General features: G+C 71.3%; 13 protein-coding genes and 1 riboswitch. Of the genes, 4 read left to right on the plus strand and 9 right to left on the minus strand.

The features are described 5' to 3' along the window. Nucleotides 1–48: 48 nt before the first annotated feature. Both ACIP8Z_RS06925 and ACIP8Z_RS06930 read right to left on the minus strand, forming a co-directional pair. The gene (locus ACIP8Z_RS06925) at nt 49–594 is read right to left on the minus strand and encodes an MOSC domain-containing protein (RefSeq protein WP_402079696.1); all 546 of its coding nucleotides are present in this window, start codon (nt 592–594) and stop codon (nt 49–51) included. Between the two features lie 87 nt (nt 595–681). After that, nucleotides 682–1,797, minus strand: coding sequence for a fatty acid desaturase family protein (locus tag ACIP8Z_RS06930; RefSeq protein ID WP_402079699.1), 1,116 nt, complete (start codon nt 1,795–1,797; stop codon nt 682–684). 259 nt (nt 1,798–2,056) lie between these two features. Here ACIP8Z_RS06930 and ACIP8Z_RS06935 point away from each other — a divergent pair, with 259 nt between their 5' ends. Beyond that, on the plus strand, nt 2,057–5,176 hold the full coding sequence (locus ACIP8Z_RS06935; RefSeq protein ID WP_402079702.1) for a DEAD/DEAH box helicase: 3,120 nt from the start codon (nt 2,057–2,059) through the stop codon (nt 5,174–5,176). After that, entirely contained in the window at nt 5,173–6,546 is a 1,374-nt protein-coding gene (locus tag ACIP8Z_RS06940) for an SWF or SNF family helicase (RefSeq protein WP_402079705.1), read from the plus strand. The genes ACIP8Z_RS06935 and ACIP8Z_RS06940 overlap by 4 nt, the downstream gene beginning before the upstream one ends. On the opposite strand, the gene ACIP8Z_RS06945 is transcribed toward ACIP8Z_RS06940, so the two are convergent. Further along, nucleotides 6,527–7,492: a hypothetical protein gene (locus tag ACIP8Z_RS06945; RefSeq protein ID WP_402079708.1), complete on the minus strand. Its 966-nt coding sequence runs from the start codon at nt 7,490–7,492 to the stop codon at nt 6,527–6,529. The two genes, ACIP8Z_RS06940 and ACIP8Z_RS06945, sit on opposite strands and share 20 nt — an antisense overlap. 363 nt (nt 7,493–7,855) lie before the next feature. Further along, a complete protein-coding gene (locus ACIP8Z_RS06950) occupies nt 7,856–8,710 on the minus strand; it encodes a bifunctional 5,10-methylenetetrahydrofolate dehydrogenase/5,10-methenyltetrahydrofolate cyclohydrolase (protein WP_319317101.1) in 855 nt (284 codons plus the stop codon). 28 nt (nt 8,711–8,738) lie between these two features. Next, nucleotides 8,739–8,847, minus strand: a riboswitch (ZMP/ZTP riboswitch). A gap of 491 nt (nt 8,848–9,338) precedes the next feature. Between ACIP8Z_RS06950 and ACIP8Z_RS06955 the strand changes: the two genes are divergently transcribed. Further along, a complete protein-coding gene (locus tag ACIP8Z_RS06955) occupies nt 9,339–9,962 on the plus strand; it encodes a hypothetical protein (protein WP_402079711.1) in 624 nt (207 codons plus the stop codon). Nucleotides 9,963–10,657: 695 nt separating this feature from the next. Here the strand turns inward: ACIP8Z_RS06955 and ACIP8Z_RS06960 are convergent. The 4 genes from ACIP8Z_RS06960 to ACIP8Z_RS06975 form a co-directional block, all read right to left on the minus strand. Then, entirely contained in the window at nt 10,658–10,846 is a 189-nt protein-coding gene (locus ACIP8Z_RS06960; RefSeq protein WP_402079714.1) for a hypothetical protein, read from the minus strand. A 28-nt stretch (nt 10,847–10,874) separates the two neighbouring features. Then, entirely contained in the window at nt 10,875–11,717 is an 843-nt protein-coding gene (locus ACIP8Z_RS06965) for an NAD(P)H-binding protein (RefSeq protein WP_402079716.1), read from the minus strand. 7 nt (nt 11,718–11,724) lie between these two features. Beyond that, nucleotides 11,725–12,666 (minus strand): ScbA/BarX family gamma-butyrolactone biosynthesis protein, encoded by a 942-nt coding sequence (locus ACIP8Z_RS06970; protein WP_402079719.1) that lies wholly within the window; start codon nt 12,664–12,666, stop codon nt 11,725–11,727. A gap of 260 nt (nt 12,667–12,926) precedes the next feature. Next, nucleotides 12,927–14,402, minus strand: a complete 1,476-nt coding sequence (locus tag ACIP8Z_RS06975) for an FAD-dependent monooxygenase (protein WP_402079722.1) — start codon at nt 14,400–14,402, stop codon at nt 12,927–12,929. Between the two features lie 273 nt (nt 14,403–14,675). Here ACIP8Z_RS06975 and ACIP8Z_RS06980 point away from each other — a divergent pair, with 273 nt between their 5' ends. After that, the gene (locus ACIP8Z_RS06980; RefSeq protein WP_402079725.1) at nt 14,676–17,240 is read left to right on the plus strand and encodes a DUF6185 family protein; all 2,565 of its coding nucleotides are present in this window, start codon (nt 14,676–14,678) and stop codon (nt 17,238–17,240) included. 136 nt (nt 17,241–17,376) lie between these two features. Here the strand turns inward: ACIP8Z_RS06980 and ACIP8Z_RS06985 are convergent, their stop codons facing one another. Beyond that, a complete protein-coding gene (locus tag ACIP8Z_RS06985; RefSeq protein ID WP_402079727.1) occupies nt 17,377–18,585 on the minus strand; it encodes an MFS transporter in 1,209 nt (402 codons plus the stop codon). Nucleotides 18,586–18,765: the final 180 nt, after the last annotated feature.

Below are 18,765 nucleotides of genomic sequence, written 5' to 3' on the forward strand. Positions count from 1 at the left end.
GCCGCGGGATCAGCTCCCGCCCCCTCGGTGTGAGAGAGGCCCCGAGGCTCAGACCCTCTCCAGCGGGCGGTGCGGGCCCTCCGGCAGCTCGGCGCGGATCGGGTCTCCGGGGCGCACCTCGCCGCCGGTCAGGACGATCCCCATGATCCCGGCCTTGCGTACGATCTCGCCGTTCTCGTCACGGCCGAGCACCTGCTTGAGCAGTCCGTGCTGGAATTTGTCGATCTGAGCGCACGGGTTGCGGAGTCCGGTGATCTCGACGACCGCCTCCGTGCCGAGGTGCAGGCGGGTGCCCGTGGGCAGGCCGAGGAGGTCGATCCCCCGGGTGGTGACGTTCTCGCCGAGGTCGCCGGGAGCGACCTCGAAGCCGGCTCCGGCGACGTCGTCGAAGAGTTCCGCGTGGATGAGGTGGACCTGACGCAGGTTCGGCTGGGTCGGGTCCTGGGCGACGCGCGACCGGTGCTTGACCGTCACGCCCGCGTGGACGTCGCCCTCCACGCCGAGCCCGGCGAGGAGGGTGATGCCCTCGCGGTTGGGCTTGGTGAATGTGTACGTGCCGTTGCTGCTGACCGTGGTGACCGTACCGTCGCTCATGGCGAGGAGCTCCCCTTCTCCGCTTTCCGGCGGCCGAAACACCGACCATCGGACCGATGGTCACATCGCATGCGACCCTCCGCGACCCTACTCGGCCCACTCCGACCGCAGCGGCGCGCCCACGTCGTGCAGGTGACCGAGGGCCTGGCGGTACGAGTCCACGAAACCGGTCTCCGTGTACGGGACGCCCAGCGCGGCGCAGTGGGCCCGGACGGCGGGCTGGGCGAGACGCAGGTTGGGGCGCGGCATGCTCGGGAAGAGGTGGTGCTCGACCTGGTAGTTGAGACCGCCGAGGAACCAGTCGGTCAGGGCGCCGCCCCGGATGTTGCGCGAGGTGAGCACCTGGCGCCGCAGGTGACCCCAGCTGTCGCCGTCCGCGTGCTCGTCGGGCCGCTCCATGCCCTTGTGGTTGGGGGCGAAGGCCATGCCCAGGTGCACACCGAGCAGCATCTGGTGGACGAGGGCGAAGACGAGGGCCTGCACCGGGGTGAGCAGGGTGAGCAGCAGGGTCGCGTAGCCGGCGAAGTGGGCGAGGAGCAGTGCGCCTTCGACGAGCCGCTCACGGCGGGAACGGCAGGGCCCGTCCTTGGCGAGCAGGGCCTGGACCCCGTACACCTTGAGCGCGATGCCCTCCAGGGTCGTCAACGGAAAGAACAGCCACGCCTGGTGACGGGTGAGGAAACCGCGCAGTCCCGTGCGGCCGGCCGTCTGGTGCTCGGCGAAGACGAGGATGTCGGCGGCGACGTCCGGGTCCTTGTCGAGGTGGTTGGGGTGGGCGTGGTGGCGGTTGTGCTTGTCGTTCCACCACTCGCGGCTCATGCCGAGGAGGAGGTTGGCGTGGACGAGCTGGAGGATCCGGCTGACCTTGCGGTTCGCGGTGATCTGGGCGTGGCCCGCGTCGTGGCCGACGAACGCGGCCCGGGCGGAGAGGAGCGCGAGGGGGACGGCGAGGAGGAGTGCCCACCAGGAGGGGCCGATCAGGGCGAGCCCGGCCACGACGGCGGCGATGCCGAGGAGGTTGACGGCGATTCCGCGGGCGTACCACCCGGGGCGGTGTTCGAGGAGACCCTGTGACCTGACCGTCCGCAGAAGCGGGGTGAACTCGCTGCCGCCCCTGGCACGGGCGGGCGCCGCGACGGGCGCGGCGGCGGGCGCGGCGGCGGGCGCGGCGGCGGCCGGGGGCAGGACGGTGGCCTGGGACATGACGGGCTCCGGTTTCTGTCGACATCGGTATCGGTGACGGTCGTTGGGCACCTACCGAGAACCTACGGATCCGTGATCGTCCGGGGCCATGGCGTCACCACCCGTCCCCGGCCGGGGGTGCGCCGGGGGCCGGGGGTGGGGCGAGCCCCACCCCCGGGAGACTGTGGCGTGGATCACGCGAGGCGAGCCCCTCGTCGAGCCGGTGCGGTGAGGTACCCTCGGCCGCTCGGACTTCAGGTAGTCAAATTTGAGGAATGCGTTGTCGCTGTCGCACGGACCCGATGATTCCGCCCGCGAACCCGCTCATGTACCCCCTTCGGTATCCACCCAGGAGCCATCCCGGCACGACGCCCCTCGGGACACCTGCGGGGACGCCTTCCGCGAACTCACCCGCCACCCCGCCGTCTTCCTCCCCGCGGACCCGCCCCGCGCGGGCCGGATCGCCTTCTGGTCCACGGACGGGGACGCGCCGCCGAGCCCCGACGCCCTCGTGGCCGGCACCTGGCCGGGCACAGGGACCGGCACCGACTCTGACTCCGACGCTCCTCGTGCCAGTGGCACCGGCAGCACGGCCGTCGACATCACGGTCGTCGACGGAGAGAGCCTCCTGGCGGTGACCGTCCCCGCACGTGTCCTCTCCGTACGGGACGCCCTGCCGCTGCTCGCCCGCGCCCGCTTCTCCGACACCGCGTCGCCCGCGAGCGCCTTCTGGGGTGCCGCCACGCTCCTCGCCGTCGATCTGGTCTCCCGCGGCCTGCTGCTGCCCGGCCTCTCCCCCGGCGACGTCGACGCGTGGCGGGCCGGTCCGCTCGGGCCCGGCGAACTCGACGCCCTGCGGACGCTCGCCGCCTCGATGCCTCCCGAGGCCCACGCCGTCCCGCTCTCGTCGGACGAGCCGCTGTTCCTGCCCGAACCCGAGGCGCTGCTGCGCGCGTTCGCCGACGCCGTCGCGGACACCTTCCCCCGCACCCCGGCCGCCCCGCTCGCCGCCGGTGGCCCCGCCTTCGCCGCCGACGCGCCGCAGCCGATTCCCGAGCAGCGGGCGTGGGCCGCCGATGTGGCGGCGGTGCACGACGCGGGCGTCCGGCTGTCACTCCGGCTCGAACTGCCGGGCTTCACCGCCGAGTCGGAGAAGGCGCCCGACTTCCGGGCGGTCCTGCAGCTGCACGGCGTCGCCGACCCGACCCTCGTCGCGGACGCGGCGGAGGTGTGGGCGGGCTCCGGCCGGACGGCGGCCGCGTTCGGCCCCCGGGCCCGTATGGACGCGCTGCTCGCTCTCCGACGCGCCGCACGGGCCTGGCCCCCACTGGCCCCGCTTCTGACGGCGGCGGTGCCCGACACCGTCGAACTCGCCGACGAGGAGGTCGCGGAGCTGCTCGGTACGGCGAGCCAGGCCCTGGCGGCCGCGGGCGTCCAGGTGCACTGGCCGCGCGAACTCGCGGACCGGCTGACTGCGAGTGCGGTGATCGGACCGGTGGACGGACCGGCGGGAGTACCGGCGGGCGGGGAACTGACGGAAGGACGGAGCACCGCCGAAGGATCCGGGTCCGGCGCCGAAGGGTTCGGGTCCGGCGAAGCGGCGGAGGAGGCACGTTCCTCCTCGACCCTCCCCTCCTTCCTCTCCGCCGACGCCCTGCTCGGCTTCAACTGGCGCTTCGCCGTCGGCGATCAGGAGCTGACCCGCGCAGAGCTCGACCGGCTCGCCGAGGCGGGCCGGCCCCTGGTCCGTCTGCGTGACCGCTGGGTGCTGGTCGACCCGGCCGAGGTGCGCCGGGCCCGGTCGCAGCAGGACCGCCCGGTGACTCCGGTGGACGCGCTCTCCGCCGTCCTCACCGGCACCACGGAGGTCGACGGCCGACCCGTGGAGGTGGCGGCGACCGGCTGGCTGGAACGGCTGCGGGAGCGGCTCGCCGACCCCGAGGGCGGCCACCCGCAGATCTCCCAGCCCCCGGCGCTCGCCGCGACCCTGCGCGACTACCAGCTGCGCGGGCTCGACTGGCTGCACCGGATGACCTCGCTCGGCCTCGGTGGCTGTCTCGCCGACGACATGGGTCTCGGCAAGACGATCACGGTCATCGCGCTGCATCTGCACCGCCAGTCCGACCCGGCGTCCGCCGGACCCACCCTCGTCGTCTGTCCGACCTCACTCATGGGGAACTGGCAGCGCGAGATCGAGAAGTTCGCGCCGGGCACGCCGGTCAGCCGCTTCCACGGCGCGACCCGTGACCTGGAGGACCTCGCCGACGGCGGCTTCGTCCTCACCACGTACGGCACCATGCGGCTCGACGCGGCGCGGCTCGCCGAGCGGAGCTGGGGACTCGTCGTCGCGGACGAGGCCCAGCACGTCAAGAACCCGTACTCGGCGACGGCCAGGCAGCTGCGGACCATCGGGGCACGCGCGCGCGTGGCGCTGTCCGGCACGCCGGTGGAGAACAACCTCTCCGAGCTGTGGGCGATCCTCGACTGGACCACGCCGGGCCTGCTCGGCACCCTCGGCGCCTTCAGGACCCGGTTCGCGGCCGCCGTGGAGGGCGGCCGGGACCCGGCCGCGGCCGCGCGACTCGGGGCGCTGGTCCGCCCGTTCCTGCTGCGCCGCCGCAAGTCGGACCCCGGCATCGCGCCCGAGCTGCCGCCGAAGACGGAGACCGACCGGGCCGTCTCCTTGACGCCGGAACAGGCCGGTCTCTACGAGGCGGTGGTACGCGAGACCCTGTCGGCCATCGCCGGGGCCGACGGCATGGCGCGGCGCGGCCTGGTCGTCAAGCTGCTGACCGGGCTCAAGCAGATCTGCAACCACCCCGCCCAGTACCTCAAGGAGGAGCGGCCGAGGATCGAGGGCCGCTCGGGCAAACTGGAGCTGCTCGACGAGCTCCTCGACACGATCCTCGCCGAGGGCGCGTGCACCCTTGTCTTCACCCAGTACGTGGGAATGGCCAGGCTCCTGGAGGCCCACCTCGCGGCGCGCGGGGTGCGGACGCAGTTCCTGCACGGAGGCACGCCGGTCGCGGAGCGCGAGGCGATGGTCGCCCGCTTCCAGAGCGGCGAGGTCCCCGTCTTCCTGCTCTCCCTCAAGGCCGCCGGGACGGGTCTCAATCTCACCCGCGCCGAACACGTCGTGCACTACGACCGCTGGTGGAACCCGGCCGTGGAGGCCCAGGCCACCGACCGCGCGTACCGCATCGGGCAGGACCGCCCGGTGCAGGTGCACCGGCTGATCGCCGAGGGGACGATCGAGGACCGGATCGCGACCATGCTCGACCGCAAGCGGGAGCTGGCGGACACCGTCCTCGGGACCGGCGGGGACACCCCGCCGGAGCTGACCGAACTGACCGACGCCGAGCTGGCGGAGCTCGTACGACTGCGGGGGGACGCACGATGAGCGGGTACGGACACGAGGGCGACGAGCGGACGTTCGCCGCGCTGCCTCCCGCGCGGGGTGCGGCCTTCGCCAGGACCTGGTGGGGCCTGGCCTGGCTGAAGGCCCTGGAGGACACCGCGCTCGACGGCCAGCAGCTCAAGGCGGGACGGCGGCACGCGCGCGCGGGAGCGGTGGGCGCCGTGTCGGTACGGCCCGGCCGCATCACGGCGGTGGTGAAGGACCGTGACGGCACGGCGTACCGCAGCGACGTCCTGGTGCGGGAGTTCTCGGAGGAGGAGTGGGAGCGGCTGCTGGACCTCGCCGTCGACAGCGCGGGGCACATCGCCGCGCTGCTCGACCGCGAGATGCCGCCGCACCTGGTCGAGGACGCGGCGGTGGCCGGGCTCGATCTGCTGCCGGGGATCGGGGATCTCGACCCGGAGTGCGGTTGCGAGGCATGGGACCACTGCCCGCACACGTCGGCGCTCTGCTACCAGGTGGCCCGCCTGCTCGACGAGGATCCCTTCGTCCTGCTCCTCATGCGGGGCCGCGGCGAGCGCACGCTCCTGGACCAGCTGCAGGCGCGCAGCGCCGCGCGTGCCGCGCACGGCGGGCGGGGAGCCGACGACACACCGGGCGCGGACGCAGCCGAGGGCGCCGGAGGGATGCCGGGCGTGTCGGCCGAGGAGGCCTACGCGGCGGGGTTCCTCGTGCCGCCGCTCCCCGCGCCTCCGGTCGCTCAGGACGCGCCGGGACGGTCGCCGTCCCTGGACACGGAGACGGAACCGGAGCCCGGGGTGGACCCGACCGCCCTGGAGTTCCTCGCGTCGGACGCGGCGGACCGCGCACACCGGATGCTGGTGGAGGCGCTCGCCGACGGGGCGTCGGCCGGCGGGGCGGCCGGCCGGGCGTCGGTCCATGGCGGATCCCCGGCGTCGGCGACTTCGGCGGCTTCGCTGACGGTCGCTCAGGACGCGGTGCGGCTCGGCTGGGAGTCCCCCGTGCCCTGGATCACGGCACGGCTCGCCTCCGGTTCGGGCCGGACGCGGGCGGAGATGGACCTCGCCACGCGCGCGTGGGGATTCGGCGGCGCCGCCGCCCTCGCCGTACTGGAGGAGGAGTGGACGCCGGACGGCGAGGCCCTCGCCTGGGCGGGGACCCGGCTCACGGAGGCCTGGGAGGACGACGAGCGCCCGGTCCTGCGACGGTCCGGTGGCGCGCGGTGGACGGTGGTGGGCGGGGAGGCGCAGCTGCGGCTCGGCGAGGACGGTCGCTGGTGGCCGTACCTGAAGTCGGGTGCCCGCTGGTCTCCCGCCGGACCGGCGGACCGAGATCCGGCGACGGCTCTGGCCACGGCCTTCGCCGCCGGTCCTACTGGAGCCGGCGGCTGAGGGTGCCGTCACCGGTGGAGGCGGCGGCCAGGCTGCAGGCGACGGCGTCCGAGCCGAGGAGGTAGCTCGTCCGGTACGGGTACTGGACGAAGGTGGTCCAGCGCGTGCCGAGCGGCTGCCGTGCCGCCTTGCGGCGCAGCGGTTCTCGGCAGAGCAGGGTGGCCGCCTCTCGGATCGCCGTGTCCGTGGCGTGGAGACCGGTCAGCCGGAGCCGGGCGATGAGTTCGGCATGGTGCGGCGTGTCGCAGGAGCGGCGGAGTGCGGTCCCCGGCGCGCCGCGGTCGATGTCGAAGCAGTCGCCGACGCGCAGCGCCTCGAAGGAGACGGGGCGGGGCGAGCCGGCGCCACCCGTCGCGGGGCGGGTCTGCCGGGGTGTGGCGGTGGTGGCGCCGGTCCGGGAGGGCGTCGCGGACGCGTCCTTCTCGGGGTCGGTGGTCCGGTGCGAGGAGGTGCCACGGGTCGGCGTGGCGTCCGAGGTCACGGCGGCTGACGGCGTGTCGGCGGTGGGGGTGCCGACCGCCCCGGTGTCGCCTGTGCGCGTGTCGGCCGCTCCTCCGCCACCCGGCGGGGTGACCTCGGCGCGGCCGTCGCCGGACATGACGGGCGACGGCGCGCCGACCTGGTCGCCCTCCGTCCGCTCGGCCGTGGACAGGCTCTGCTCGATCCCGCCCCGCGAGGTGACGAACGCGGTCGCCACGAGCCCGGCGACGAGCAGCGGGACGAGCGGCACGCCGAACCGGCGGGCGCCCCGGGCGGCCGGCCCGGGCCGGGGCGCGCCGAGCCGGGCGATGCGGGGCGACCAGCCGGAGTCCGAACCGGAACCGGAAGCGGAACCAGGTCGGGCGGGTGCGTCGGAGCGGGTCACCGGGCTCGTACCGGACGCGTGAAGCGGCCCGGCCTCACCGAGCGAGTCGGACGCGCCGGACGGACCGTACGAGTCGGACACATCGTCCGCATTATCAACATCGGGCGAATCCGAGGGGACGGACAGGTCGGCACGGCAGGAGCGATCGGCACCGCCGGAGCCGTCGGCACCGCCGGAGCCGTCGGACGTGTCGAGCGAGTCAGGCGCACCGGGCGGGGCGGACTCACCGAACGAGTCGGGCTCACCAGGCGAATCGGGTTCGCCCGGGCGGCGGTCCGGCGACGGGGTGGCGGTGGACGGGTGGGGCACAAGGTCAAGGTTCGCCGGTCGGCGGCTCCGGGGCCACCTTTTTAGGGGTGCGGGGAGCGGCCTGTACAGAAACGTGACCATCGCCAGCCGCGATCCCGCCCGCTCTCCCTCCCGCCGCCCCGTCATGAACCGGTCCTACAGGCCGAGCTGGCGCTCCGCGCCCTCGACGGTCTGCGCGAGGAGCACGGCGATGGTCATGGGTCCGACGCCGCCCGGGACGGGGGTGATGAGGGAGGCGCGTTCGGCGGCCGAGGCGAAGTCGACGTCGCCGACGTTGCCCGGGTTGTAGCCCGCGTCGATGACGACGGCGCCGGGCTTGATGTCGGCGCCCTTGATGAAGTTCGGCTTGCCGACGGCGGCCACGAGGATGTCGGCCTCGCGGACGACGGAGGAGAGGTCCTCGGTGCGGGAGTGGCAGTAGGTGACGGTGGCGTCGCGGCCGAGGAGGAGGAGTCCGGCCGGCTTGCCGAGGATCGCGCTGCGGCCGACGACGACGGCGCGCTTGCCGCGGGGCTCCACGTCGTAGGCGTCCAGGAGGCGCATGATGCCGCCGGGCGTGCAGGAGACGAAGCCGGGCAGGCCGAAGCCCATGGCGGCGAAGGAGGCCATGGTGACGCCGTCGACGTCCTTCTCCGGGGCGATGGCCTCGAAGGCGGCGCGCTCGTCGATGTGCGGGCCGACGGGGTGCTGGAGGAGGATGCCGTGGACCTCGGGGTCCTCGGAGAGGGCCGTGATCGCGGCGACGAGTTCCTCGGTCGTCGTGGTGGCGGGCAGCTCGACGTGCTTGGAGCGGATTCCGGCCTTCGCGCAGCGGTTCTGCTTCATCTTCACGTACGTGACCGAGGCCGGGTCCGCACCGACCAGGACGGTCGCGAGACACGGCGTGACACCGGTGCGCCGGGTGATCTCGGCGGCGCGGGCGGCAGTCTCCTCGACCGTACGGCGGGCGAGGGCCGTGCCGTCCATGAGGGTGGCGGTGCTGGTGGACATGGCAACTCCTGGGCGTCGTCTCTGACAGGTGATTCGCCCAGGCGCACGGCATCGGTACGGTCGCGCCGGTCGAGCACGCCCCCGCCGGGCCGCTCCCCGGTGGTGATCCACCTCAAGCGCCAGTCACGGCCCGAGCCCTACTGTACGTGAGCGGCCGGGGGCCGGTCCCGGACAGGGTGCGCGGGACGGGGCACCCAGACGTCTGTCGACCGCGTCCCTGTGTTCGGGCGTGCACGCCACAGCGCCGCACCGGTCGTCCGACCGGTGCGGCGCTCGTGCCGTTCAGCCCTCGGCGGGGCCGCCCGTGGGCGGGAGGTGCTGCGGGAACGAGGCCAGCAGCTCCGTGGTGCAGGAGGCGGCCTCGTGTCGAAGACGGTGTCCCTCGGCCCCACCTCCACCAGCTCTCCGTTGTTCAGGACCGCGATCCGGTCGCAGAAGTGGCGTACCACCGCGAGGTCGTGGGAGAGGAACAGCAGCGAGAGGCCGAGTTCCTCGCGCAGGTCCATCAGCAGGTTCAGGACCTGCGCGCCCCGTGACGGCAGCCTCCGCACCCGGTTGGCCAGACCATGCGGCTGGTGAGTCCCGGCCGTGCGGAACCGGGCGCTTGAAGCCGCACGTCCCCCCGTACATGCTGACCGTCCTGGGGATACTCTTTGCCGTCGCGCCCGCCGTGGTCTGGACGGCGATCGCCCGTACCCGCCCTGTCGGCTTCGCGATCGGTGGCATGTTGCTCGCCGGAGGCAGTCTGCTGATCGGCGTCCAGCAGGGCTGGATCCATGCCCCCCGGCCCGACGCCCATCTCGTGTTCACGATCCTTTCGCCTCTGCTCATCGTCTGCGGTGCGGGACTGGAAGGCCGGCACGAGAACTCCCCTCCCCCGGAATGGATGGCCCGCCGCAACGGAGCGATCGGCTTCCTGGGAATGCAGTTCGCCCTCACCCTCGTGGCCGGCCTCCTGTACGCGCTGATGATCAGCGAAGGCTCGGACGCGCCGCCGTCCAAGGCTCTCCCCTCGATGCCGCCAGGCATCAGCATGATCAACGAAGGCACCAGCTGCGGTTCCGGCGGCTGCTGGCGCGTTGCGACGGTCACCAGCGAAGACGGCTTGTCCCGGCCGGAGATCATCCGCGAACTGGGTCTGCAGCAGGAGAGGTGCCGCTCCAGCGGCTGGCTGCTCGACTGGCGTGACCTGTGCGTCGGGGCCAGGGACAACGGCGAGAACGTCACCATCTACGCCGGCTGGGGATATTGAGAGATCGCTTCCGCCCGGTCACGGTGGTCTTCAACGAGGATCTGTGACAAGCCGCGCGGGGAGGGATCTGCTCAACGTGCGCCAGGAGCAACGGCTTTCATTGCTGACGACCGGCCCCACGCGGTCGGGGCAGGCGCACTGACCACAGCCCGGTGTCCTTGACGACCGCAACGCGGAGCGAGGGCGCGGCGTCGAAGCTCCTGCCCCGGTCGGGGCCGCCGAGTTCGTCCACGTAGGAGGCCTGTGCGGCGGCCGGAGCGGCACTGCCTCCGGCCCCGGATGTTGAGGCGGACGGCCCGGGGGTCGCCAGGCCGCCGCCGCGCGACTGCGGCCACGGCCACCGTCCGGTGGCGTAGGTGCCGCCGATCCCGACACCGGCCAGAAGCGCCAGGGACGCCACGACGGCCACGGCCAGCACACGGTGCCGCCGCCGACCCACGGCGTCGGCCCCGGCGGGGCGCGGTCACGGTCGGCAGGTCGTGCACACCAGGTGCGGCGATGTCCCCCAACCGGGCGTCCAGCTCTCCCAGTTCGGCTTCGCGTCGGGCGATGTCACGGGTGACGTGTGCGGGCCACGGGACGTCCGCCGCTCCCCCGCCGTCGGCGTCCGCGGGATCTTCGTCCGCGAGAAGGCGGGCCAGCTCGGCCGTGTCCGGACGGCTCGACGCGTCCGGCGCCAGACACGGCGTGAGCACCTAGCGCAGCCCGTGCGGAAGCCCCCTCAGGTCGGCCTCGGCCCGGGCATTGCGGAACAGGACGGCGGCAAGGGGGCCGTCGCCGAACGGGCCGCCTCCCGTCGCCGCGTAACAGAGCAGCGAGGCGAGGCAGAAGACGTCCGAGGCGGCGAGGACGTGCTCGACGCCCGCCACGTGCTCAAGCGACATGAACCCCGGCGGCCCGACGATCGGACGGTCAGGCGAACGCCTGCGCGTGGTCCGCCGCCCAGGTCTCGAAGGTCCGTGCGGGTCGTCCCAGGATCGTGGGCACCGCTGAGTCCACCCGTGCCTTCGCACCGGCCTGCTGGCGTCCGGCGCTGCGCAGCAGTGCTTCGGTGATCGCCTCGGGATAGCGTTCCAGCAGTGCGGAACGGGCCCGCTCCGGCCCGAGCTCCTCGAAGCGCAGTGGTCGCCCCAGCACCTTCGAGAGCACGGCGGTCTGTTCGATCGCGCTGACCGCCTCCGGACCGGAAAGCGCGTGCACGCGGCCTTCCTGCCCGTCCTGTGTCAGAGCGTGCACCGCTACCTCGGCGACGTCGCGCGGGTCCACGCAGGCGTTGGCCGACTCCCCGTAGAGCGCGCGCACGACGCCCTCGGAGCGGACGGCCGGTGCCCACGACAGCGTGTTGGACATGAAGGACCGGGGGCGCAGCAAGGTCCACTCCAGCCCCGATTCCCGCACGGCCCGCTCGTTCTCGCGCTGCCAGCGGGTGATGAGGTCGTCCGCCTCCGGATCCTGCACGGCGGCCGCGGAGAGTTTGACCAGATGCCGTACGCCGCAGGCCCGGGCCACGTCGATGAACCGCGCGTCGTCCTCCTCCGCCACCCGGTTGGTGACCAGGAAGGCGGCGTGGACTCCCGTCAGCGCCCGGTGGAGGCTTTCGGGGTCGGTGAAGCCGCCACGGACCACGGTGACGTCGGGCCCTTGGGCGGTGACGAGTTCGGGCCGCCTCGTGAGGATGCGCAGCGGGCGGTCGGGGGCCAGCAGGCGGGCGACCTCCCGCCCCACCGTGCCGGTTGCTCCGGTGACAAGGATCATGTCTGCGTTACCGTCCGTCAGAGATGGGAAGGGCCGAGGAGAACTCGGCGAGGAACACCGCGCCGTCGTCCTGGCTCCCCGTGATGGTGATGCCGGTCGTTCCGGCGCGCGATGTGGGCAGGGCGTGGGCCCGTATCCAGCAGGGGGTACCGAACTCCGCGTAGCGCTGGAAGCTTATGCGTCCCGAGGAGGGGACGAACGGCTGGGACGGCGTCGCCAGTTCGGCCGCCTGCCTGGCTGCTTCCAGGAGCAGCATCCCGGGCACGTGGTCCTTCTCGCCCTGGAACAGGACCGGGTGCCCGGTGTCGACCCGCAGCTGCCATACCTGGTCCTGCGGGGTGGTCGAGAGCAGAACGTCCTCCGGGCGTGACCGGCCGACGAGCGAGGCCGTCACCGGAGGTGTCCGCGGGACCTCGAATCCCGGGACGGCACGGTCGCCCCGCATGCGCCGGTAGGCCTCCGGGCCGACGATCCGCCCCACGATGACGCCCGTGGACACGACCGACCCCGCGCGGTGCACGACCATGTCGACCCTGATCTGGGACACGTGCCCACGGGCCCGCTTCACCTCGGAGCAGACCACCTGCACCTCCACCTCTCCGGGCCCGTCGTCGATGGCGAGCAGGTCCATGCGGCAGGTGAACCGCAGCTCCGACAGGAGGAAGTGGTGCCCTATGGGAACGCCGTACCCCGCGTGCAGCACGAGCAGGGTGGCCTGGCGCATGGTCTCGGTGACGAGCAGCGGATCGTAGCGGTGCCCGTGCACTGGTATGAAGTAAGGGTGTCCGCCGGACCAGTGGGCGACGACCGAGTAGTGGTCGTCCTGCGTCCGCGTCCAGCTGACCGGGAAGGCGTCGGCCTCCCTGGCGCGATGCAGCTGAGCCAGCGAAGCGGGAAACGGCCCGCTGGGCGACCAGAGGCTGCCCTCATCGATCGTCGTCGTGTTCATGAAATCCCCCGTGGTTTCCAGCGGCGGCGGCAGTCGAGCCGCGCCCCGACACAAGATCCAATCAGAGAGATGATCCTACGTCGATCACGTGATGGCTCAACGAAGAGACCAGGTCACAGGCGCGAGGGCAGCGGCGTGGCGAGGCAGGGTCGGGCGATCCGAACACGGCGGAAGACCCGTGGAGGCCGCCCGGTCGAGCACCGATTCCGCCGCGCCCCGACCGGGGCTCGATCCGCAGGCAGGCCGCCGCCCGCCGCCGCCTACCGGGGCTCGCCGAACCACAGGCGCAGCGCGTCGGTGAGGTCGCCCGCGTCCGGTGCCCAGGCGATATGGCCGTCAGGACGCACCAGCACCGCGTCGCACGGGAGGGCGGCATCCGGTGAGGCGGCGACGATGTTCAGCACATGGGCCCAGCCCCGGGCCGACTCGCCGTACGCCGCAGCCTGCTCGCCGGACAGGAGAAGCAGGGACCGACTGTCGGGCAGCAGCCCCGTGACGTCCTGCGGCTCCCCGCCGTCCCGCACCACGACGTTCTCCAGGAACCGCCCCTCCCACCGGGAGGAGAAGCCCGAGCGAGCCGGGTACACCGTCTCCTGCGCGCTGATCAGGTCGCCCATGTGCCGACGGGCCTGCTCCAGCGTCAGCAGCTCGGCGACCATCGCGCGGAGCGGGTCGAATTCGGGGGCGGGACGCATCAGCGTCAGCTGGACGCGCGTGTTGTCGATGACCCGCTGCGCGGCCGGCCTGCGCTCGTCGTCGTACGTGTCGAGCAGCCCCTTGCCCGCCGTTCCGCGCACGGCGTGGGCGAGCTTCCAGCCCAGGTTGAGCGCGTCGACCAGTCCGGTGCTCAACCCCTGCCCCCCGATCGGGAAGTGCACGTGGGCGGCGTCCCCGGCCAGGAACACGCGGTCCTTGCGGTAGTGGCGCACCAGCCGGGTGAAGTCGCTGAACCGCGTCACATAGAGCGCATCCCCCATCGGGATGTCGTATCCGGCGATCCGGGATGCCTCGTCCTGCAGTTCCTGCACAGTCGCCCGTGTCTGCCGGTGGGGATGGGGCCCGTCGCAGTCGAGCGTGCGGAGGAGGGTGTGTCCGTCGGGAACGGGCTTCGCGACGACCCAGCCCCGCTCGGTACGGCACCAGCCCCGCGGCGCTCTGTCGGGCTCGATCAGCCGGACCAGGCCCATCATCGCCGAGACCGTCGCGGGGTGGGTGTCCTCGGTGAAGCCGGCCTCCCGGCGTACGGTGCTGCGCGCGCCGTCGGCCCCCACCAGGAACGCGGCGCTGTACGTGTGCTCGCCCCCGGGTCCTTCGGCCACCACGTCGACCCCGTCGGGCCCCTGGCTCAGCGCGGTCACCCGGTGGTCGCGCAGCACGGTCACTCCGCGTTCCCGGGCCCGTTCCTCGAACTCCCGCTCCAGATCGGCCTGTGCGCGCTTGAGGACGGGCTCCGGCTCGGCCGCGGGAACCGTGATCGTCAGCCCGGGCATTCCGGCGAAGTGGAACTGCTCAGTCACTGGGGCATCCGAGAGGCGCGGCAGCCCGAGGTAGCCCCGCCGGGTCAGCGCCTGCACGGCCCTGGCGTGGACGGTACCGGCCTTGGGCTGACCGGATGTCGCGCTCTTCTCCTCCAGCACCACGACATCGATCCCGTACGCCCCCAGCTCGGCAGCGATCAGCATGCCGACCGGCCCGCCTCCGACGACGACTATCTCGGTGTGCGTAGTGGTACGCATGGCAGGTTCGCTCCTCCGCCTGTCGATGTGTGCGGCGGTTGCGGGCCGTTCCTCGTGGTTCGGGCCGATCCGCCGGGCCTTCTCCGGGAGTCCCGTTCAGCCGTCATGATCGAATCTAGTGCAACAGTACGACTGCGTGTGGTGGTCACGTCCATACGTCCCCCGGGGGCGGGACGGGCGGCCGGCTCGGTGAACTCCGAGGCCTGCCTGACGCGGACCTTCCGCGGCAGTCCCTGAACGGCGACGCAGGGCGCGGGCGCCTCGGCCGCTGGGGTGGACGGCCTGCGCGTCGGGGCTTCGCTCGGCATCGTGCGCGCCTTGGAGGGAGATCCTGGGGCGGTGATCCGTTCCGGCCGGCCCGCTCCGCGCTGCTTGCATGTACTTGTGCTGCTTCTCGGTCTTCTTCTGCCTGCGATGAGTGGGACTGCCGCTGCTGAGAGCGCTCCGACGGACTGCCGAGCCGACCAGCTCAAGAAGGCCAAGGTCACGGCACTGGCCGAGTTCAAACACCGCGGCAACACCTTCAGCATGGTGACGAGCACCATGGACATCGACGTGCCCGCCCCGTGGGCTCACGCCTCCGATCTGCTCCTGGACGCTCATGCACCGGCCTACCGCTTCGCGCTGGCGTGCCTGGTGGGCAAGCCCGTAGGGGATGGGAACGACTTCCGCGATGGGGAGTACCGGTTCAAGCCGGTGACCGTGAAGGCCGACGGTCAGTGGGTCAAGGTTCACTACGAGGCTGCCACGTGGGTCCAGACCTGGGCCCTCGACGCTGTCGGCCCCTGGACACTGGAGGCCTCGAAGGACAGTTGGAACATCGCGTTGCGGCCTCCCCCTGCCCTGGAGAACGCCGACTGGGACAGCGTGCAGGTCGACCTGGGCGGACGGGGTGCCCTGACCGCCGCCCCCCGGCCGGCTTTCGGCGAAGGCGGAGCGAAACTGAGCTGGCGGCACAAAGAGCCGGACCAGAATCCCACGGTCACCTTCCGTCCGCCCACGGTGCAGCACTGGGACTTCATCACGACGTCGCTGGAGGAAACCTGGCAGGTATGGGAGACGTGGGGAGGTTACAGCGCCTCGGCAGCGTTCTGGTACGTCGCCTCGGGCGCGTTGCTGCTCGTCGCGGGCAGACGACTGAGGCGCAGTCTGACCGGCAGAACGACGCGGGAGGAGTCGAAAGCGCTGACCTTTCTGCGGTGGTGGGCGCTCCTCTTGATGTTCCTGGGCTTGATCATCCACCTCGGGGACAACCTCTACCGGCTGCTCCACCGAATGGTGGGCTGGAATCACAGCTACGAACAGACGGTCGGGGTGTTCACCCTGGCGTTCCTCGGGCTTGCACTGTGTCTGCTCGGCAGTCGGTCGAAGCGCCTCCTCGTGAGCGTGGGCGTACTCGTCCTGGGTGTACTGGGCTGGTACGTGGTGTCAGAGGTGTACGACTTCACCTTCCTCCCCACAGCGGACCGATACCTGTCAGCTCCGGGCTGGACCGTGGCAGCGGTGGCCTGCGCTGCCCTGACGGCAGTGTGCTGGACCGGAGTGATCGCCGTGGGACAGCGGACCCTGCTGATCAGAGAGACGCGGATCCCGCCACGCGTGATGGTCGCCGCCGGCATTGTGGCAGCGACCGCGACCGTTCTGTGGGCCTATCTCGCCTTTGACCGCACCTGGGAGCGGATCAGTTGGCTCGCCGACCCGCATTCGCCTGTTTTCCAGGAGTTCTGGGTCGAATCGCTCGACACATGGTGGTTGCAATTCCCGGCAAGGGCCGTGGAACCGCTGCTGATCCTCTTCAGGATCTTGGCGCCGTTGGCCGTACTGGGCGTCTTGCGCGTCTGCCGGGTCGAGCAGCACGAGCAGGGGGCGTTCACACCTGCGCCGGCGGAGAAGTTTCTGCTCGTGGCCCTCTTCGCCATCACCTTCGCACCCGACACGTACTACTTCGGCTTCTCCGCCTACGCTCTCACCCTGCTGCTGTGCCTGTGCACGGCCTGGGGAGTTCTCGCCCTGGGCTCATCTGTCTCCGTTCTGGAGCAGCCTTTCGCCGACAACGCGCCGCTGGGAAGGACGGTCTCGCTGACCGACAGGGCCGACGTGCTGCGCTTGGCGCGCCGATTCCGGGAACTGCAGGCACGCCTGGGTCAACTCAGCACGTCGAACCAGGCGGATCGTTACGCGGAGCGGGAGTCGATCGAGGCCGAGATCGACAGACTGGACCAGGCATTGCCGGCAGGGGTCAGACCCGCCGATCTCCCCTTCGCCTGCGGCCCGATGTCCACGTGGTGGGGAAATGCCCGCAGAGGGGCCGTCAACGCCTGTCTGATCGGGTTGCCCGCGACAGGCCTGATGTACTGGATCACCCTGGTAAAGGGTGACTCCTGGATTGTGTATGCACAGGATGCGGCGGGGTTCGTCTGGATCGCGGTCGTGATTCTCTTCTGGCAGGTCTCCTGGATCGTCGGGGGATTCTTCCTCGGGGCGCTGTGGCGTGATCTGCCGGGCCGTCACGGACCGACCAAGGCACTTTTCGTGGCGCTCGCGTTCGCCATCCCTGCTGCAGCCGACTTTCTCATCGCCCAAGTCGTCGGCGGGAGCCTGCCTGAGGTGATCGGCCAGATCGCGGCATTCGGCTCGGTGATGACGTGCACCGGCCTGATGATGGACCTGCAGACCTTCCAGAACGAGCGCCGCTACTGGCCGACCAATGCAAGTCTCGTCGCTTACGTCTACCAGATGCGCTTCGCCTCGTTGGCGTTCTTCCTGGCACAGCTGCTCGCGCTTGTCACCCTCTGGAAGACCTTCGCGGAAGTGAGCACATCGGCGCCCGGCCGGTAGGTCACCCGACAAGTGGCCTCACAACGGCTCACACAATGAGCCAAGTGGTCAGTGGCTGACCGAGCGGGAGCCAGGTCGACGGCCATGTGATAAGTGTTCGACTGAAGCCTGGGGGCGAATCTCTGTGTGTTCAGGACTACTCGTTGCAGTCCGGCCCGACGAGGCGTGCCCCTACTGCCAGGACCATAAGCACTGCGGTGCAACCGCCTAGCAGCATGACCGCGGACGGAGAGGTGCGGTCCAGGATGACTCCCCCTACGAGTGCACCGATCGAGATCGTTGCCTGAAAGGAAGCCGTGAACAAGACCGATGCCGCTTCCGGAGCGTGCGGTGCCGCCTTGGAGAACCAGGTCTGCGACGCGACTGGTACGGCGCCATACGCGATGCCCCATACGATCAGCAGCATCACTGCGCCGGTCTCCCAGCGGCCCAACGCTGGAAGCAGGAGAGTCACCGTGGCGATCAGGGCGGCCGCGAGCCCGAAGACGCTCCGCGGATACCGGGCCACCCAGGCGCCGCCCAGGAAGTTGCCGAGGATGCCGGCGGCACCATAGAGCAGCAAGAATGCAGTGATCAGACCACCGCTGGCGTGGGTGACCTGTTCCAAGAATGGTGTCACGTAGGTGTAGGTGCCGAAGTGAGCCAGCACAACAAGGAATGTCAGCAGGAGTGCGAAGCGAGTGGTGACGCTGCGGAGCATGCCGCCCAGGACGCCCAGCCGTGTGGCCCGTACCGGAGGAAGCGGTGGGACGAACAAGAGCAGCATGGTCAGTACACCGATTGTCAGAGCTCCCATGACGGTGAAGGCCGTTCGCCATCCAGCAAGGTCTCCGATGAGGGTGCCCGCCGGCACGCCGAGGACGGATCCCAGCGGGACGGCGGAGAAGATCACAGCAGTTGCCCTGCCGACCGAGGCCGGCGGCACCAGTCGTTCCGCCAACCCGGCTCCGATCGACCAGAAGCCGCCGATCGTGATCCCGACCATGATCCGGGAGGTCAGTACGAGCCAGTAGTCGGGTGCCGCGGCGGCAAGAAAGTTCGCCAGTGCCAGCAAGAGCATGAAGACGCACAGCATCAGTCGGCGGTCGAAGCGTGCCGTGGCCACGGTGACCAGCGGAGCGGCGATCGCCGCCAGAAAGCCCGGCATGGTCATCACCAGTCCAGCCATCCCGTCCGAGACGGTGAAACTGGATCCGATCGAGGTCAGCAGACCGATCGGCAGGATCTCTGTGGTGACGATGGCGAAGATCCCCAGCATCACCGAGACCACAGCCAGCCACCCCATCAGCGGGGACCGAGGGGGTAAGAGTTTGCCGTTGACTGAAGCTGTGGTGGTTGCCGGCATGGCGTTCCGTCCTGTGTAAGGCAGCGCGTTTCGTGATCAGTTCAGCAGGTCTCATCGAGAGGTGGCTGGCAGATCTGCGACTGCACCCTTGCCCTTCACGGGTGATGTCGCATTCCGGCTATCAACGGTCAACGCAGTGAGGTGCCTTGGCCCAAGCTGTGGTGCCCGCAGGGCGGGCTG

The organism is Streptomyces sp. NPDC088553, from assembly GCF_044752965.1.
In the GTDB taxonomy this organism is placed as follows: domain Bacteria; phylum Actinomycetota; class Actinomycetes; order Streptomycetales; family Streptomycetaceae; genus Streptomyces.

What these genes read in the sequence shown, in the direction of transcription:
- ACIP8Z_RS06925 (WP_402079696.1), bottom strand. Translation starts at nt 594, where the DNA reads ATGAGCGACGGTACGGTCACCACGGTCAGCAGCAACGGCACGTACACA.
- ACIP8Z_RS06930 (WP_402079699.1), bottom strand. Translation starts at nt 1,797, where the DNA reads ATGTCCCAGGCCACCGTCCTGCCCCCGGCCGCCGCCGCGCCCGCCGCC.
- ACIP8Z_RS06940 (WP_402079705.1), top strand. Translation starts at nt 5,173, where the DNA reads ATGAGCGGGTACGGACACGAGGGCGACGAGCGGACGTTCGCCGCGCTG.
- ACIP8Z_RS06950 (WP_319317101.1), bottom strand. Translation starts at nt 8,710, where the DNA reads ATGTCCACCAGCACCGCCACCCTCATGGACGGCACGGCCCTCGCCCGC.
- ACIP8Z_RS06955 (WP_402079711.1), top strand. Translation starts at nt 9,339, where the DNA reads ATGCTGACCGTCCTGGGGATACTCTTTGCCGTCGCGCCCGCCGTGGTC.
- ACIP8Z_RS06960 (WP_402079714.1), bottom strand. Translation starts at nt 10,846, where the DNA reads ATGTCGCTTGAGCACGTGGCGGGCGTCGAGCACGTCCTCGCCGCCTCG.
- ACIP8Z_RS06965 (WP_402079716.1), bottom strand. Translation starts at nt 11,717, where the DNA reads ATGATCCTTGTCACCGGAGCAACCGGCACGGTGGGGCGGGAGGTCGCC.
- ACIP8Z_RS06970 (WP_402079719.1), bottom strand. Translation starts at nt 12,666, where the DNA reads ATGAACACGACGACGATCGATGAGGGCAGCCTCTGGTCGCCCAGCGGG.
- ACIP8Z_RS06975 (WP_402079722.1), bottom strand. Translation starts at nt 14,402, where the DNA reads ATGCGTACCACTACGCACACCGAGATAGTCGTCGTCGGAGGCGGGCCG.
- ACIP8Z_RS06985 (WP_402079727.1), bottom strand. Translation starts at nt 18,585, where the DNA reads ATGCCGGCAACCACCACAGCTTCAGTCAACGGCAAACTCTTACCCCCT.